General features: G+C 61.3%; 9 protein-coding genes. 2 read left to right on the top strand and 7 right to left on the bottom strand.

The window, feature by feature from the left end; all coding sequences use genetic code 11:
• Window position 1: 1 nt before the first annotated feature.
• Entirely contained in the window at window positions 2-3250 is a 3249-nt protein-coding gene (locus tag M2343_RS11100) for an efflux RND transporter permease subunit (protein ID WP_264576696.1), read from the top strand.
• Here the strand turns inward: M2343_RS11100 and M2343_RS11095 are convergent.
• From M2343_RS11095 to M2343_RS11065, 7 genes are all read right to left on the bottom strand, one after another.
• The gene (locus M2343_RS11095) at window positions 3235-4680 is read right to left on the bottom strand and encodes a spinster family MFS transporter (RefSeq protein WP_264576695.1); all 1446 of its coding nucleotides are present in this window, start codon (window positions 4678-4680) and stop codon (window positions 3235-3237) included. The two genes, M2343_RS11100 and M2343_RS11095, sit on opposite strands and share 16 nt — an antisense overlap.
• A 48-nt stretch (window positions 4681-4728) precedes the next feature.
• Window positions 4729-5886 (bottom strand): 12-oxophytodienoate reductase, encoded by a 1158-nt coding sequence (locus M2343_RS11090; protein ID WP_264576694.1) that lies wholly within the window; start codon window positions 5884-5886, stop codon window positions 4729-4731.
• A 40-nt stretch (window positions 5887-5926) separates the two neighbouring features.
• Window positions 5927-8041 carry a TonB-dependent receptor gene (locus M2343_RS11085; RefSeq protein WP_264576693.1) on the bottom strand — a complete coding sequence of 705 codons (2115 nt, stop codon included), beginning with the start codon at window positions 8039-8041 and terminating at the stop codon, window positions 5927-5929.
• A 121-nt stretch (window positions 8042-8162) separates the two neighbouring features.
• Complete coding sequence (locus tag M2343_RS11080; RefSeq protein ID WP_264576692.1) at window positions 8163-9083, bottom strand: helix-turn-helix transcriptional regulator; 921 nt, start codon at window positions 9081-9083, stop codon at window positions 8163-8165.
• A gap of 720 nt (window positions 9084-9803) precedes the next feature.
• Entirely contained in the window at window positions 9804-12698 is a 2895-nt protein-coding gene (locus tag M2343_RS11075) for a TonB-dependent receptor plug domain-containing protein (RefSeq protein WP_264576691.1), read from the bottom strand.
• Between the two features lie 113 nt (window positions 12699-12811).
• Window positions 12812-14203, bottom strand: a complete 1392-nt coding sequence (locus tag M2343_RS11070) for an MFS transporter (protein ID WP_264576690.1) — start codon at window positions 14201-14203, stop codon at window positions 12812-12814.
• A 137-nt stretch (window positions 14204-14340) separates the two neighbouring features.
• Complete coding sequence (locus M2343_RS11065; RefSeq protein ID WP_264576689.1) at window positions 14341-14892, bottom strand: MarR family winged helix-turn-helix transcriptional regulator; 552 nt, start codon at window positions 14890-14892, stop codon at window positions 14341-14343.
• Window positions 14893-15113: 221 nt separating this feature from the next.
• On the opposite strand from M2343_RS11065, the gene M2343_RS11060 reads away from it, so the two are divergent.
• Window positions 15114-16787 (top strand): hypothetical protein, encoded by a 1674-nt coding sequence (locus tag M2343_RS11060; RefSeq protein WP_264576688.1) that lies wholly within the window; start codon window positions 15114-15116, stop codon window positions 16785-16787.
• Window positions 16788-16794 lie beyond the last annotated feature (7 nt).

The raw sequence follows: 16794 nt of genomic DNA, 5'->3' as shown, positions 1-16794 counted from the left end.
CATGATCGCCCGCATCGTCACATGGGCGGTGGAGCAGCGATGGCTTGTCCTCGCTCTCACCGCCGTTGCCGCCGTCATCGGCGCCTATTCCTTGTCCCGCCTGCCGATCGACGCCGTGCCGGACATCACCAACAATCAGGTGCAGATCAACGTTCGTGCGCCCGCGCTCTCGCCTGAACTGGTCGAGAAGCAGGTGTCGTTTCCGATCGAAACGGCGCTCGCCGGTATTCCCGGTCTTGAGTACACCCGTTCACTGAGCCGCAATGGCTTTGCCCAGGTCACGGCCGTGTTCACCGACGCAACCGACATCTACTTCGCGCGCCAGCAGGTCGGCGAACGCCTTGAAAGCGTGAAAGAGAGCCTGCCCAGCGGCGTCAGCCCTGAAATGGGGCCGATCGCGACGGGGCTTGGCGAGGTCTATATGTGGACCGTTCGGCTCGACCATCGGGCGGACGACAAGCATCGACCCGGCGAGCCTGGCCAGCAGCCAGACGGCAGCTACATCACGCCCGAAGGGCAACGGCTGACGAGCGAGGCCGATAAGGCCACCTATCTGCGCACCACGCAGGACTGGATCGTCACGCCGCTCCTCAAGAATGTGCCCGGCGTCGCCGGGATCGATTCGATCGGCGGCTACGCCAAACAATATCTCGTCGTTCCCAATGTCCAGAAATTGGCATCAATGGGGCTGACCCTGACCGACCTCGGCACTGCGCTCGAGCGCAACAACTCCAGTGTTGGGGGCGGGTTCGTCAATCGCGGTGGCGAAGGTCTCGCGGTCATGTCGGACGCGCTGATCCGCAACGAAGCGGAACTGGCGCGAACAGTCATCGCGACCCGTGAGGGCGTACCGATCACGCTTGATCAGGTCGCCACGGTGCAGACCGGACAGGCGGTTCGGATGGGATCAGCCTCGGAGAACGGCACCGAAGTGGTGGTTGGCACGGCGATCATGCGGATCGGTGAAAACAGCCGCACCGTCGCGACCGCGGTTGCCGACAGGCTGCAGGAGATCAACGCATCCCTGCCCCCCGACGTCGTCATTCAGCCGGTGCTGGATCGGACGGTACTGGTGAACTCGACGATCAAGACGGTCGCAAAGAATCTCAGCGAAGGCGCGCTTCTGGTCATCGTCGTCCTGTTCCTGCTGCTCGGCAACTTCCGGGCGGCCCTGATCGCTGCGCTGGTCATCCCGATCACGATGGTGCTGACCGGTTTCGGAATGCTGCGCGTCGGCGTCTCAGCCAATCTGATGAGCCTTGGCGCGCTCGACTTTGGCCTTATCGTTGATGGCGCCGTCATCATCGTTGAGAATGCGCTCAGGCGTATCGCCGAACAGCAGCATCATGAGGGCCGCCTGCTCACAGTGCAGGAACGGCTCGGCAATGTCGGGAGCGCGGCGCGCGAAATGATCCGTCCCTCTGTGTACGGCCAGGCGATCATCATTCTGGTCTATGTGCCGCTGCTCACGCTCACCGGGGTGGAAGGCAAGACCTTCGTGCCGATGGCGCTCACGGTCATCATCGCGCTCGCCTTCGCCTTCATCCTGTCGTTGACCTTCGTGCCGGCGATGATCGCGATCTGGCTTTCCAAGAAGGTTGAGGAAAAGGATGGCCGGATCATCTCCTGGTTGAAGGCGCGGTACGAACCGGGCCTCGATCGGGCGATGAAGATGCCTTCGTTCACCATCGGAGCGGCGCTTGGAAGCCTTGCGATCGCGGCGGCGGCATTCCTCTCGCTGGGGCAGGTGTTCCTGCCGCAGCTCGATGAAGGCGACATCCTGATCCAGGCCCTGCGGATCCCTGCGACATCGGTCCAGCAAAGCCAGGCGATGCAGGTGCCGCTCGAGCAGATGATGTCGCGTCAAAAGGAGGTGAAGTTCGTCTTTTCCAAGACAGGCACGGCGGAACTGGCATCCGACCCGATGCCGCCCAATGCCACGGACATGTTCGTGATCCTCAAGCCGCGAGACGAGTGGCCCGATCCCCGCCTGACCAAGGCGGCACTGGTCGAACGTCTAGAAGGCGAGTTGGGGAAGATCCCCGGAAACGCTTATGAGATCACTCAGCCGATCCAGATGCGCTTCAATGAGCTGATTGCGGGCGTCCGCGGCGATGTCGCGGTCAAGGTTTTTGGTGACGATTTCGCATCGATGAACCGGGTGGCCGAGCAAATCGCTTCGGTTCTGCGGAGGACGGAAGGCGCGACCGACGTGAAGGTCGAGCAGACAACGGGTCTGCCGATGCTCGACATCCGCGTCAATCGCGATGCGATGGCGCGGCTCGGCGTGACGGCGCAGGACGTGCAGGACACCATCACCGCCACGATCGGCGGTCGGACCTCAGGTATGATCTTCGAGGGCGATCGACGCTTCCCGGTGGTCATCCGCCTTTCCGAGGCCCAACGTGCCGACCTCGGCGCACTGGCCCAGATCCAGGTGCCGGTCGCTGGAGGCGCCTATGTTCCGCTGTCGAGCGTCGCGACGATTGCGGTGGTCGACGGGCCAAACCAGATCAGCCGCGAGAACGGCAAACGCCGCGTCGTTGTCCAGGCCAACGTCCGCGGCCGCGATGTGGGCAGTGTCGTTGCAGACGCTCAGGCCGCGATTGCGAACGAGGTGCGCTTGCCTGCGGGCAGTTATCTCGAATGGGGCGGGCAGTTCGAGAATCTCGCTTCGGCAAGCGAGCGGCTGAAACTTGTCGTGCCGAGCTGCTTCGTCATCATCCTGTTGCTGCTCTACGGTGCGCTCGGCAATGTTCGGGACGCGGCGATCGTTTTCACCGGCGTGCCCTTCGCGCTCGTCGGCGGCGTATTGCTGCTGTTCCTGCGCGGGATGGACTTCTCGATCTCGGCGGCGGTGGGGTTCATCGCCCTGTCGGGGATTGCGGTATTGAACGGGCTGGTCATGGTCAGTTCCATTCAGGATCTGATCGGCAAGGGCATGAGCCGCGCCGAGGCGGCACGAACAGGCGCGATTCAACGCTTGCGGCCCGTCGCCATGACTGCGCTGGTCGCAAGCCTGGGCTTTGTGCCCATGGCGTTTGCCAGCGGCTCCGGAGCCGAGGTCCAGAAGCCGCTGGCTACCGTGGTGATCGGCGGCCTGATATCCGCAACGCTGCTGACGCTGTTCGTTCTTCCGACACTCTATGCCCGCTTTGGACAACGCGCTGTCCGGCGGCGCGGTCATCCGATGACCTCGGACAAGCGTCCCCCGCTTTTGTCAAAGCCGGTTAGTCAGACGCGCGAATGATGTGCATTTGAGGTGGTCCGAATGGTCATGTGACGCGCCGCAAGGAAGAAATGCCAGGCGGGCCATACCATCGCTGCGAGGCATCCCATGATCACCCATTGCGTGGCCTGGGATGTCGCGGAGCGGCATGCGCTGGCCAGTTCCGGGGCGCTCCCGGCGGCGGCCGCACCGCCGGGGCACGCGCTCGAAAAACCACCTTGCCCAACGGCACCGAAGAGATGAGCCGCCAGCAAATCGATCCCCATGCCGGCGAGCAGCGGACCAAAACCCATCGCGATCAGACTGAGGCAGAAGCTCGCGATGACCGATGCGGTCGCCCGGCCGTTCGGCCCGACCGTACTGTGCAGCATGGCGTAGGAAGGCGCGAGATAGGTCGAGTTGACGACGGATGCGAGAAACAGGATGGCCGCGAGGCCCTGCCAGCTGCTTTGCGCATAAGCCGCGACATATAATGGTGCGCTGAGCGCAACGCCGATGGCAGGCACCCACATGATCCAGCGGTCGTCAAAGCGGGATGCCCAATGGACGATGAGCCCGCCTCCCAGCGTCGATATGGCCGATCCGAGCATGAAGGTCAGCGCGATGATCACGCCCAGTTCCGTGTAGCCCAGGTCGAAGCGGCGGATCATATAGGGGCCCATGAAGGTGACATTGGGCGCGCCAACCAGGCCCGCAGCCGTCAGCGCAATGATCACATTCCGGGCAATGGGCGATTTCCATAAGGTCATCGCAACTTCGATCAGGGATCCGGCGCTGGGCAACGTCCGCGCGGATGCCCGCTCAAAGCGGCCCCGCTCGGGCTCCTTGATAACCATCCAGGTCAGCAAGGCTACCAGCAGGCCGGGCAGACCCACGATCAGCATCGCGCTGCGCCATCCCCAATGGTCCATGACGAAGCCACCGATCACGACGCCGGCAAACCCGCCCAGCGGCAGGCCCAGCCCGAAGATCGACATCGCGCGCGTTCGCGCCTCCGGCGGAAAGAGATCACTGATCAACGAGTGTGAAGCGGGCAGGCAAGCCGCTTCACCGACACCGACACCGGCTCTGAACAGGCAAAGCTGCACGAAACTTGTCGCGAGCCCGCACAGCGCGGTCATGATCGACCAGAAGGCCACGCAGAGGGACAGGATCAACGTCCGGTTTCCCCGGTCGGACAGGCGCGCCATCGGAAATCCGACGACGACATACAGGAGACTGAAGGCGAAGCCGGTGAGCAGGCCAAGCTGCCAGTCCGCGAGGCGCAACTCTTCCTTGATCGGCTGGGCGAGGATCGAGAGGATGAACCGATCGAGATTGTTGAGCAGATAGACGAGCAGCAGGATGGAGAGCGCGATCCATGAGGCACGCGTGACATCCGGGCGGCTGGTCGCCCCCTTCAGATCGACCGCCTCATCCGCCGCTAATTCGGCTGGCCTGCCAGAGCTCATTGCCTCGTCCCAACCCTTATCCTGATATCCGCCATGCCGATGTGTCGCTCAGGCCTTTGGGGGCACACCCTCCATATGGTCCGTTTCCCCGTCGAGCTTACCCAGCGCTTTGCGGGAAAAGGCGATGATGTCACTATAACGCTGCTCCCGCACCTTGTTGACCCATTCGGGATCGCTGATCTGCCCGCGCCCGACAGCGACGAGGTCGAAGTCGCCCCGCTGCAGACCCTGGTCGAGAAGAGCGATGCTCGCCTGTGCATCGGATTGCGATTCCAGGCCTTGAGCCGTTTCCATGATGTCCGTGCTCAGGCCGACGCTGCCCACGGCGATGACCGGGAGTCCGCTCAGTTGCCTGACCCACGCGGCCAGCGTCTTGTCGCTCTCCGGCCAGGCGGCCTCCCAGAAACGTCGCGTCGACACGTGGAGAATATCGACTCCTGAGTTCCGCAGCAGCGAGACGAATAGCGCCAGCTCCTCTGGCGTCTCGGCGATCCGCGCCTTGAGATCGATCTCCTTCCACTGGGAAAAGCGAAAGGAGATGATGAAATCTTCCCCGCAGGCTGCACGTACGCTTCGCGCAATTTCGGCAGGATAGCGCGCCCGCTCGGGCAACGACTGGCCACCATAGCGATCCGAGCGGCGGTTGGTTTGCTCCCACAGAAACTGATCGAGAAAATAGCCGTGCGCGCCGTGCAGTTCTATGCCGTCTGCCCCAGCCTTTTGCGCGAGAAGCGCGGAGCGAACGAAGGCCTGTTTGATTTCCTCCAGGTCCTCAAGCGTCGCCGCCCGACCACGCGGTCGGTCCGCCGCCATCAATCCGGATGGGCTGAGTGTCGGCGTGACGACCACCCCGTCTCCCAGATCCTCATCCTTGCGCACTGCGCCCTCATGCCAGAGTTGCAGGAGAATGTGCCCGCCTGCAGCGCGCACTGCCCCAACGCACTGTCGCCAGGCCTCGAACGTGCCTTCGTCCAACCGGCTGAAAACAGCCGACCGTGTCGCGCTGGGGTGATCGACCGCGACCGACTCCGTGATGATAAGGCCCGCGCCACCCTTCACGCGCCGCACGTAGTAATCGGTGAGCGTATCGGTCGGCGCGCCGTCGACGCTCCATCCGCGTTGCATGCCGGGGAGGACGAAGCGATTGGCGAGTTGCCGCCCTTTCAAAGTGAACTGGTCGAAGAGGAGGGAGGACTGATCCGTCATGCGGTTGCGCCTCGCATCGATGATAGCTGGCCTGCCACGATCAGTAGCGCCACTTGACCGTCGCGCCGAAGGTGCGCGGCGGATTGAGCAACACCAAGTCGCCATTTGCGGACGGCTGGAAGGCCGCGATCTGCGCCTTGTCCTCGATGTTCCTGACGAACGCCGAGATCTGCCACGCGCGATTGGGGGTTTCGAAGGTCAAGCTCGCATTGGAGCGCAAATAGCCATCCTGATAGGAGCCGGGGGCGTTGCTGTTGGCCACGAAATGGCCCGTCACATATTTGCTGTCGATGCCGAAGGTCAGGCGGGCGCCGCTGTCGAAATCGAACCGGTGCTCGTAGGCGCCACCTAGCGTGAAATCGGGCGCGGCCTGGATCTGCTTGCCCGACAGGTTGGTCGCGCCAATGATATAGGTATCAAAGCGGGCATGGAGCCAGGTGGCCGCCAGCGACACGCGACCCGCGGAGGAAACGGCGACCTCGGCCTCCAGCTCGCCGCCGTACATCGATGATTTCTGCGAATTGGTCGTCTGGATGAAGAAGCCGGGAATGGCGGCGTCGCGGATCACCTGCAGCGCCTGGAAATCCTTGTAATCATAATAGAAGACTTCGCCGTTGATCTGGAGGCGGTTGCCGAGCAGGCGGTTCTTCGACCCCAGTTGATAGGCAGTAATCGTCTCCGGTCGGTAGGAGCCGGTGAAGCCGGGCAATTGCGGAACCTGATTGATGCCGCCCGATTTGAAGCCGGTGCTGACCGTCGCGTAGACCAGCGACGTCTCGGCCAGATCGAGCTCTGCCCCGGCTTTCCAGGTCCATTTGCGGGTCCGGAAATTCTGCAGGATCGGCAGTTCGGTGGCGGAGGTCGGCGAGATGGTGCGCACCACACCCGTCGCGGACTTCTCCTCGTCGGTATAACGCAGCCCGCCGATGATCCGCAGCATGGAGGCGAGGGGCACGGTGACTTCGCCGAACACCGCTTTCGAGGTCGTCACCAGATGCGGATCGCTGGAGAAGTAGGGGATCTCGTCCTGATTGAAGGTCTGTGAGGCCGGCCCGGTCTCGCGCGCGTAAAAGCCGCCGAGGAGCCATTTGAAAGGCGACTGGGCAGGCGATGCGAGGCGTAGCTCCTGCGTGAACAATTTGCTGCGCACACCCTGGATAAAGCCTGAGGACGACGTGCCCAGCACCTGCGTCTGCCGGGCGAGGAAGTCGTTGTCGCGGTAGCCAGTGAGCGAGGTGAGCGTGGCCCAGGGGAGCGTGAGATCAATCTGATTATAGACCGACCAGCTATCGCTATGATTGAAATCCGCGAGGTTGCGTCCGCTCAGCCCGGTATAGGGGCGGAAAGGGCGGCCGGCGCACAAAGCGCTGGTGGTGTTGGGCGGGCAATAGTCCCAACCCGCGCCATCGTTGCTCAGCTTGGAGCGGTCGGCACTCAGGACGATCTTTAGTTGATCGCTGGGCTGGACCAGTAGACGCGCGCGCCCGACCCAATCAGCGGCATTGCTGTACCCATCGGGATAGAAGCCATCGCGCCTGTTCGAGCCGAACGCGAAACGGATCGCGGCATTTTCACCCACGGGCACGTTCAGCATCGCCTCGGAACCGAAGGTCGCATAATTGCCCGCAGTCAGCGCGATATTTGCCTGCACTTGCCCCAGCACCGGTTCGTTGGTCAGGAAGTTGATCGCGCCGCCATTTGAGTTGCGGCCATAGAGCGTGCCCTGCGGTCCACGCAGAGATTCCACGCGCGCGATGTCGACCAGAACCGGGGGATAGGCCTGGGGATGGGCCAGAAAGATGCCATCGACCGTATAGGCTATGGCGGAATCGACACCGGCCTGCGTGCTGAACGTGCCAACACCGCGCACGGTGACGATCGGCGTGCTCGTCGCTGTCTGGAATTCCACAGCGGGCAGCCGGCTCTGCAGGTCCGTCAACCCGGTGATGCCGGCCCGCTCGAGGGCGCCGCCGCCGATCACCGACACGGCAACAGGTGCGTTCTGCAACGTCTCTGCCGTCCGACGCGCAGTGACGACAATGTCCTCGATCGTTGCCGATGGTTCGCTTGCGGGTCCCGTCTGCGCCATCCCCGGCGTCGCCACCAAGGCCGCCAGCACGCAAAAACCGGACAGACTGTCAGAGCCCTTCCACATATCCTCGCCCTCTTCATTTCGTTGTTTTGTGGCGAGCAGGCTTAATTGGCCGCAGCCAGGCCGTCTTTCCGATTTCCGCAGTGGATTTTTTGAAATTTGGAAGTGCGGGTCGATTCTGAGTTTAAGCACTGGGGCCATATCGCAATTGCCGTGGCGAAACCCCGGCATAGGACCGAAAGCTGGTGCTGAACTGACTGCTGCTGTTGAAGCCACACTCCAGCGCAATGTCGGTGATGGATCTGTCCTGCCAGGCTGGCGATTTGAGGAGCGCCTCTGCTTGTTGGAGCCGGAAATTCCGGATCATCCGGGCGGGTGACTCTTCAACCTGGCAGATGAGGTGCAGGTAGCGCGTGGATATCCCGAGCGCGCGCGCAATATCCGCCGCTGAAAAATCGGGATCGCTGAAGTTTCGTGCGATGATCTCGCGAATGCGCAGCACATCGGCGCTGCGCTTGTGCAAGCCAGGGCTATGGTCATCGGCTTTGACGGGACGCAGAGTATCAAGGAAGCCGTCCACCAGCTTCGTGCTGATCGAAGGAAACTGCGCCAACCCAATGCATGATCGAAGCGCAAACATGATGTCGCGCGCTGCGAGCCCATTGGCATCGGGCAAGACAGTCGCTGCTGTGCTCAGATGAACCGGCTCCGGAACATGGCGCGCGACCATCCAGTGAGGCAGAACGAGTGTAAGATGCCGCGTGTCGCCAAGGCTGATCGTCCTGATTGGATCGTTCGTATTGATGACAACGAGTTTATGTTCAGGGATTTCCTGTATTTGGCCATCGCCTCGGCCGATCCAGGTGGGACGGTTCGCGATGTAGAAGCAGAATTTCGCAGCGCGATTGTCGGAACCGCCGCCGCTTATGACCTCGAAACGCTCGGGCACCAGCCAGTCAAAGAGCTGGATTTCGCTCTGACTGTTCGTAGTCGCGGCCACGATGACAGGCCGATGTGGCGTGCCGACATATGTCGCCGCCTGATACAAGGCAAAGCCACTGTTCCACGACCCATTGATTGGCGAAACTGAAATGTTCTGTGCCATGATGGTATCAAGATGTCATGCGATGCGCATTCCGCATAGTGTCAATGCGCGGGTTCGCTCTTTGCGTGACCTACCCGGCTTGACTGGTGCCCGGTACACGTGACACCCAGTGGGCCGGCGACGCGAGAAATCCGTCGACAACGCGTCCGCGGGTTGTCCTCAGTTTTAACATTTCAACATAGCCGACATTTCACCGCGCGAAACGGCCCGTGAGAACCCGCGTTTCGTTCATGAAGCTGGCTTGCGCCATGAGCCCGAGATCGGCGGCGGTTAAGATCGAAGCGCACGCTGTCGGTTGCGGTTGCGGCTTCGAGGCGATCCAGCTGAGATCGTTGAGTATGACGTAAACTCAAAAACGCTGCTTGTCGTTGGCTCGCGGTAGATGTCCACACGAGATCCGTTCTAAAGATAATCGAGATGTTGCCCTTGGACAGGGTTGCCAACGCGATCGGGGTACAAGAGCGCCGCGCATTTGCTGCCGGCCTTATCTGCGGCTCGGATACACGAGACATAAGAGCCCACCGCTCGAAGACCGACGCCAAACTGGATGGCGCTGGAATTCGAGAAGCCAATAGCAAAGAGACATGTAGGACTAAGAAATGCCCTGCCCCCGCAACCGAAGAAACACTCCTTCATTGCAACTTCTACGGACTGCATCGGCCTCAACCAGCCCGCCCAAATCGGAAGTGGGAGGGCTTTTGATCTACACGTAATCTGGATCTAAAATCTCACCCGCGCGCCCATCGTAAACCTGCGGCCGACCAAGTCGAACAAGAACGGGTTGGTGCCCGAGCCGCTGTAGACATTCACAGGAGGTGTGGGATTGGTCAGGTTCTTAACCGCGCCATAGATCTGGAGCGAACGGCCGCCGATGTCGAAAGTATAGCTGGCGCCAACGTCGAGATAGAACATGGCCTCGATGTGATTGTCGCTGATGCTGTTCGGCAGATCGGTATCGTAGCCGGCGTCGGTCGGCCCGACCAGCGTCACGTCCATCATGCCCGCCGAGATGAAGCGGCCTTGGACGTTGAAGTTGAACGGGCCGCTGTCGAGGCTGATGGTCGAATTGACCGTCCATCGCGGCAGGCCCGGCTGCGCGCCGGTCTGAACGCCGGTCTGGCCGGCACGGTTGATCGAGCCGACTGAGTCCACCGTGATGAGATCGGCCACATAGGACGCCAGCACGCGGAAATTCAGGCTCTGCCGGTCGCCCAGCCGCAGACGATAATCCCCTTCAAGGTCGATCCCGCGCACGATCAGCGTGTTGAGATTGAGCCAGGGATTGCGGACCTCCACGATCTCATTGGCATTGGTCGCGCCGAAGGTGATGAGACTGCAGAATTCGGACACGTTTGCCAGTAAGCAACGATCGACGATGGTCTGACCGCCGACCTGACTGATCGCTTCCTGAATCTCGATATCGTAATAATCGGCGGACAAGCGAAGGCCATTGAGGAAGCCGCGCGGCGTCAGCACCACGCCTGCGGTCCAAGTATCCGCGATTTCCGGGTCCAGCGCGGTGTTGCCGCCGGAAAAGACGCGCGGCAGATACTGCACGCCGGATGCCCCGACCACCCGGGAGGAAACGGATGTTGTTGATCCGAACAGTTCCAGCAGATTAGGCGCCCGGATGTCGCGCGACCGCGTTCCGCGAAGACGCAGCCAGTCGGTCACGTCCCAAACGGCGCCGACTTTCCAAGTCGTGACGCTGCCGCTGGTGCTGTAGTCCGTCAGGCGGATGGCACCGTTCAGCTCGAGATTCTGCGCAAAGGCCATGTCCTTGGCGAGTGGTACGATGGCTTCGAGATAGCCCTCCTTTACGCTCACCCTGCCGGACACGGCACTGCCGTTGCCGACATACCAGCCGTTGGCTAGCGAGATCGGATCGGCATCGCCGGAAATTGTGTCACGGCGATATTCACCGCCCGCGGCAATGGAGACAGGACCAGCCCACGTGCTGAATGGCTCGCCCTGGATATTGGCGGCAACCACATGCTGCTTGATCGTGGAATTCTGCCAACCCACGCCATAGGTGAAGACCTTGGCGGCGGGGTCCCACTGATTTTCACCGAACGGGTTGATGGCGATGCAGCCCGGCGCGTCATTGGCCGGGTTTGCATCCGCATTCACGCGGCAGACGATGTCGCCGGCGCTGTTGCGGACAGCGTCAATGGCTTGGGCAAACCGCGCATTGATGCGGTTGTTGGCCATCTGCTGCTCATATTTGTTGTGGCCGACCTGATAATAGGCGTCCCACTTCCAGCCGCCGCCAAGCTCGCCCTGAAGTCCTGCGACAGTGCGGAATGTACGGTTCTGCCCACGGTATTTGGCGACCCCGAAATCATCGCCGTCTCGCGCCAGTCCAATGGACGCCTGGCTGGGGCCCATCAGCGCAAGAATCTCGGGCGGCAGAAACGGATTATCACGACGGATCGTCAGGCTAGTCTCCCGAAACTGCGCGCCATTCTGCGTGCCGAGGACATTACCATAGGACAGTTCGGCGAAGCCCTTGATCGTGTCCGTGAATTCATACTCGCCATGAACATAAGCTGCCCAGCGGCGGACAGGCGACTTCATCAGATGCGCCGAGGTGAACGGATCCTCGAGATGGCCGTCCCCGCCAACTTGAGCGAAGGTGGACGGCCACTGCCCGTAGTCCCAGCCGTTGATGACCGGCGTGCCATCCGGCCGGAAATATGTGCCGCGCAGGAGCGGGCTGCCGCCCGCGCCCGGCGAATTGATGAGGCCGGGGGTAATGAGCGTTGGATGCTTGTGCGGTAAGGTCACCCGGTTCGGCAGAGGATTGTTGGGGTTGGGATTCGCGGCAGTCGGCGCGATCCAGTCGTTGTTGGTGAAGTTGCTGTACTCCATCGCGCAATAGTCGATGTCGAAACAGCCACCCACGCCCTTGTTGTTGGCAAATTCGAACGCGGCGACGACATGTCCTCGCCCGCCGTCGAACGAATTGCCGCCCGCGAATGCGAACTGAAAATTCTCGTCATCTCCGCGCTCGGAGATGCCATATTGCCCCTGCGCGCGAAATCCGGTCAGCTTGGTATCCAGGATCAGGTTGACTACGCCCGCCACCGCATCCGAACCATAAGCGGCCGAAGCGCCGCCGGTGACGACCTCGGCACGCTGGATGAGCATGGTAGGAATGAGATTGAGGTCGACTGTCCCTTGCGGCGACGAGGGGATGAAGCGTCGGCCGTTCACCAGCACCAGCGTGCGCTGCGGGGCGAGACCGCGCAGATCGAGCGTGCGCGCACCGATATTGCCGGTGATGGTGACAAAGGAGTTTTCCGGTGTCTGGCTCGGCCGGAAGGCCGGCATCTCATTGAGAACCTCGGCGATGTTGGTGTCGCCTTGCGCCTGAATGCTATCCTGACCGACTACGGTCACAGGCGTCGGTGCGTTGAAGCCCTGCCGTGCGATGCGAGAGCCGGTGACGACGATTGCTTCATCGTTCTGGGCCGTACCTTCCTGCGGATCGATGCTCGCGCTCTGGGCAAATGCGTTGCCCGTCGCGAGCACCGCCAGACCGACGGCCAGCGCCGGACGGCTCAGGCCATGGTTGAAAGCCTCAAACATGCGGATCGAACGTGGCATTCTCATATTTCCTCTCCCCATCGCCATGATGCGTTGCATGGCTCTGTTCTTGGTTATGTTCGCCGGTCTGGTGGAGGGCGGTGGTGGGCCCCATCTTGCCCGGCGACTATGACTGCGTCCTACCGTTGCGCCTGCTCCGCCTCGTCTTTGAGAACGCGGGTCACGGCCTCGCCATAGGGTCGCATGGCCAGCCAGGTGAGCAGCAGTCCCAGCGGCCCGAGTACCGCTGTCGTCGCCAGCATGGCGTAGCGCAGCATGCTCTCGTCGACGAAGACGAAGTCCGTAATCAGCGCCACGAACAGCGGCCCCAGTCCCGCGCCGACTACGCTGATCGTGAACAGATAGATGGCACTGAGTTGGCCTCTCATCTCATTTGGCGTGATGATCTGGATGGCCGAATTCTGCCCGGGTGAACCGATCGCATTGCCCACGCCGCTGAGTATGATCAGACCTAGCGACAGCCACGGGGTGGGCATCAGCGGCATGGCGATGGCCGCAGGAACCGTAATGAAGTTGGAGTAGAGGCACAAACGGATCATCGCGTCCGGGATCTTTTGCCGGTCCAGACGTTCGGCAATCAAGGTGCCGATTACCAGCCCGATGGGCGTCGTGAGGAGCGCCGCAAAACCCAGCAAAGGCCCAACCTGGTTGGGCGTCCAGCCATGGGTGCGCTCGAAGAAGGCGACACGCCATGCCGACATGCCGAAGGATTCGATTGCACCGATGGCAAGGCTGAGGAGCAGGGGCACGTAGACGCGCTTGTTCGACCACACGAAGCGGGCGACCTCTGGCAGCGGGACCGAGCCCTTGACCTTGCGGCCCTTGCGGGTCGGTTCCTTGACCGTGAAGAAAAAGACCAACGCGACGAGCAATCCGGGCATGCCGCAACTCAGGAAAACGAACTGCCAATCGCGCAGAAGACCAAAGCCAGGGACATGGATAGGCGTGATGTCCTTCACCAGCTCAAGAAGAAAGCCCCCGATGATCATCGAGGCGGCCATGCCGCCGGCAATACCCATCGAGTAGATCGACATGGCTCTGGGCAATTTACTGCGCGGCACGATATCGGAAATCATCGACATCGAGGTTGGCCCTTTGACGGACTCACCCGCGCCGACGATCCCCCGGGCGATAAACAGCGTGAGATAGCTGTAGGCCAGCGCCGACAGCGCGGTGGCCATGCTCCAGATGCTGAGGCCGATCGTCAGGATGTTGCGGCGATTGCGCACGTCCGTCACGCGCGACATGGGCAGGCCCACGATCATGTAGAAGAACGAGAAGGCGAAGCCGATCAGCAGCCCCATCTCGGTATCGCTGACTTGCAGATCCCGTTTGATCGGTTCGACAAGGAGGGAGATGATTCCGCGGTCGATGTTCGAGAGCACCGAAATGAACGAGATCATGCCGACCGCGTACCAAGCGGATCGCGGCTTGGGCCAATCCTGTGCACCCGCCGACGATACGCCGCTATTGCGCTGGTCTACCGTTCCGGACGACGCCGTGCTCGCCATGCCAATCCCCTCCCGTGCCAACCGATCGCGCCGGTCGCTGCGAGTGCCAGCCAATCGCGATTCGCGACGCGCAGACAAATTGATAGCATAGCTAATTATATGTGCAACTAATCACATTTTCGGTGGAAGAATCCCGCTCATTCCTGCGCAGTGGGAGCAGCCCCGAACTTGTTCAGCATGGCAATGCCGGCATGCAGATCGGCTTCCGTCCAGCCATCCAGCAGGCGCGCGCGCACCTCGTCGCTCCGCTGGACCAGCCGCTTTGCGAGAGCTAGTCCCTTGCTGGTCGGCTTAATCATTTTCGATCGCCGATCCTCCAAGCCCGGAACGCGCTCTATGAGCCCATCCGCTTCCAGCGCGTCTAGCAACCGAACGAGCGTCGCACCTTCGATCCTGAGCCGGTTGGCCAAAGACTTTTGCGTGCTGTGCCCACCGGAGAGGACAATCACGAGAAGCGCTTCCCACAAAGCGCGGGTCTGCCTCTCGGCGCGCAATTCCTCTTCGAGCATCACGCGCATCATGCGCATCGCCTCACGCAGCCGGCTGGTGAAGCGAAACCTTAGGTCTTCGATCGAACCTTGCTGATACCATTGGGCGTAGTGCGGCAAGGCGCTGGGTGGCGTGCCCTCTCCTGGGCCGCTGGTTCCCTCCGCAGCACGATCGATATTCGCTCTCTTGGGTATTTTCATCTGCTTCGCTCTGCACGCCGTCGCTGTCCCTTGGCCTCATTCGCATCGATTGCGAAAGACGCAAGTGGCACGACGGCTATGGATCGTATTGCTTATAATTAGTATTGCAAAGTAAATTTGCCTGATTATCTTCACCTGCGCGGACATGCGGCGAACGCGCCACACCCCATGATGGGATATGTCTCAGAAAAACGGCGGAAAGTCGTCTGTTGGAGAATGGAATGGCAAGCGCCCTATCAGATAGCGTGCGTACCGGGCAGTCACATATGATCGTACATAACCCCGTCGGTTACCCGCCGATCGTCACGAAAAGGGCGCTGGCTCCTCGTTTGGAAACCTTGCAGGGCAAGACGATATTCCTGATCGACAGCCGATTCGACGACTCCACGCGGCTTCTTGAACAAATCCAGCTCTGGCTGAATGAGAATCTGCCGGACGTTCAGACCCATCTGGTGCCGATGTCCGGCTATTATGGTCGGGACGATCCGGAATTATGGGCTTGGGCGCGGTCTGAAGCGGATGCGGTAATCTTTGGCGTGGGCCATTGCAGCACCTGTGCGCCTGCCGTTGCAAAGCATGCAGTGACGCTCGAAAGCAACTATGGGCTGCCCACCGTCTCGGTCCATACGGACAAGTTCGCGGCCATCGTCCGCTCCACGGTTCGCATGGCCGGGCTCGGTCTCGCACCGCGGGCATTTGTCCCCCAACCGGTCATGGGGAAGAGCGCAGATCAATTGCGCGCTTATGTAGAGGGCGAAGATCCTGTCACCGGCCTCTCATTCATGCGCGAAATAATCGATGCCCTGACGTCGGACATCGCCGCTGCCGGCGATGAGCCGGTCCAGTTCGCGCGCACACCGCGGCTGCTCGATCCGGCGAACGAGGATGCGCTTCACAAGCTGTTCCTGGACAATGATTGGACCGACAAGCTGCCGATTGTCCTCCCAACCGAAGAACGCGTCGCTGCTATGCTAGCGCACACCAGCCGAAAACCGGACGAGATCGTCGGGCGAATGCAGCCCACGGCAAACCGCGGTCTCTGGGAGTACACAGTGGAGAAGGTGGCGGTGAATGCCGTGATGGCCGGCTGCCTGCCCGAATATTTTCCGGTCGTCCTTGCCATCGCCTCTTCTGGCCTCAGCGCGCGCAGCAGCACGTCCAGTTCCGGTGCGGCCATGGTTGTCGTCAACGGCCCCATTCGCCAGCAGATCAAAATGAACTGCGGCGTGGGGGCGCTCGGTCCATATAATCATGCCAATGCTACCATCGGCCGCGCTTACGGGCTGCTGTCCCAAAATCTGCAGGGCGGCTCGGTTCCCGGTGAAACCTATATGGGATCGCTCGGAAACGGCTACACGTACAACAACCTCACATTTGCCGAGAATGAGGAGCGCTCGCCTTGGGAGCCCCTGCATGTCCAGAAGGGCTTTGATCGCGAGGACAGTACCGTCAGCATCTTTTATGGCGGCCGAACCACGGCGTTCAGCCTTGGCCTGCGGGAAACCTTCTGGCGCGAGCATGTGCAGGACATGCTGCGAGCCACCGACGTCGTCGGCCCGCCGACGCTGGTGCTGGACCCGATCGCGGCTCGGCAGTTCATTGATCGCGGCGGATTTGACACGAAGGACAAGCTGATCCGCTTCGCCTATGAAAGCGCTCAAATGCCCGCCGCGCGCTACTGGGATCTGCAACTGGTGCAGAACTACATCTATCCTAACGCCACGCTTGGCGCAGAACCGGCCGCCACCAAGCTCAAAGCTGCGCCGGATGCGCTTGTTCCAATGTTCAACGAACAGGACATCAATGTTGTGGTGGTGGGCGGCGAGAGTAATGGCTATTGGCAGATATTCGGCGCGGGCTACCGCACGACCATATTGGTCGACGATTGGCGCTGAAGAACGC

Origin of the sequence: Sphingobium sp. B8D3B (assembly GCF_025961875.1) — a bacterium.
Lineage (GTDB): Bacteria > Pseudomonadota > Alphaproteobacteria > Sphingomonadales > Sphingomonadaceae > Sphingobium.
This window is presented reverse-complemented; position numbering and strand designations above follow the sequence as displayed.

Bases quoted from the DNA above. Each gene is read 5' to 3' on its own strand.
- M2343_RS11070 (WP_264576690.1), bottom strand. From the start codon at position 14,203: ATGGCGAGCACGGCGTCGTCCGGAACGGTAGACCAGCGCAATAGCGGC.
- M2343_RS11095 (WP_264576695.1), bottom strand. From the start codon at position 4,680: ATGAGCTCTGGCAGGCCAGCCGAATTAGCGGCGGATGAGGCGGTCGAT.
- M2343_RS11080 (WP_264576692.1), bottom strand. From the start codon at position 9,083: ATGGCACAGAACATTTCAGTTTCGCCAATCAATGGGTCGTGGAACAGT.
- M2343_RS11065 (WP_264576689.1), bottom strand. From the start codon at position 14,892: ATGAAAATACCCAAGAGAGCGAATATCGATCGTGCTGCGGAGGGAACC.
- M2343_RS11060 (WP_264576688.1), top strand. From the start codon at position 15,114: ATGGCAAGCGCCCTATCAGATAGCGTGCGTACCGGGCAGTCACATATG.
- M2343_RS11085 (WP_264576693.1), bottom strand. From the start codon at position 8,041: ATGTGGAAGGGCTCTGACAGTCTGTCCGGTTTTTGCGTGCTGGCGGCC.
- M2343_RS11100 (WP_264576696.1), top strand. From the start codon at position 2: ATGATCGCCCGCATCGTCACATGGGCGGTGGAGCAGCGATGGCTTGTC.
- M2343_RS11075 (WP_264576691.1), bottom strand. From the start codon at position 12,698: ATGAGAATGCCACGTTCGATCCGCATGTTTGAGGCTTTCAACCATGGC.
- M2343_RS11090 (WP_264576694.1), bottom strand. From the start codon at position 5,886: ATGACGGATCAGTCCTCCCTCCTCTTCGACCAGTTCACTTTGAAAGGG.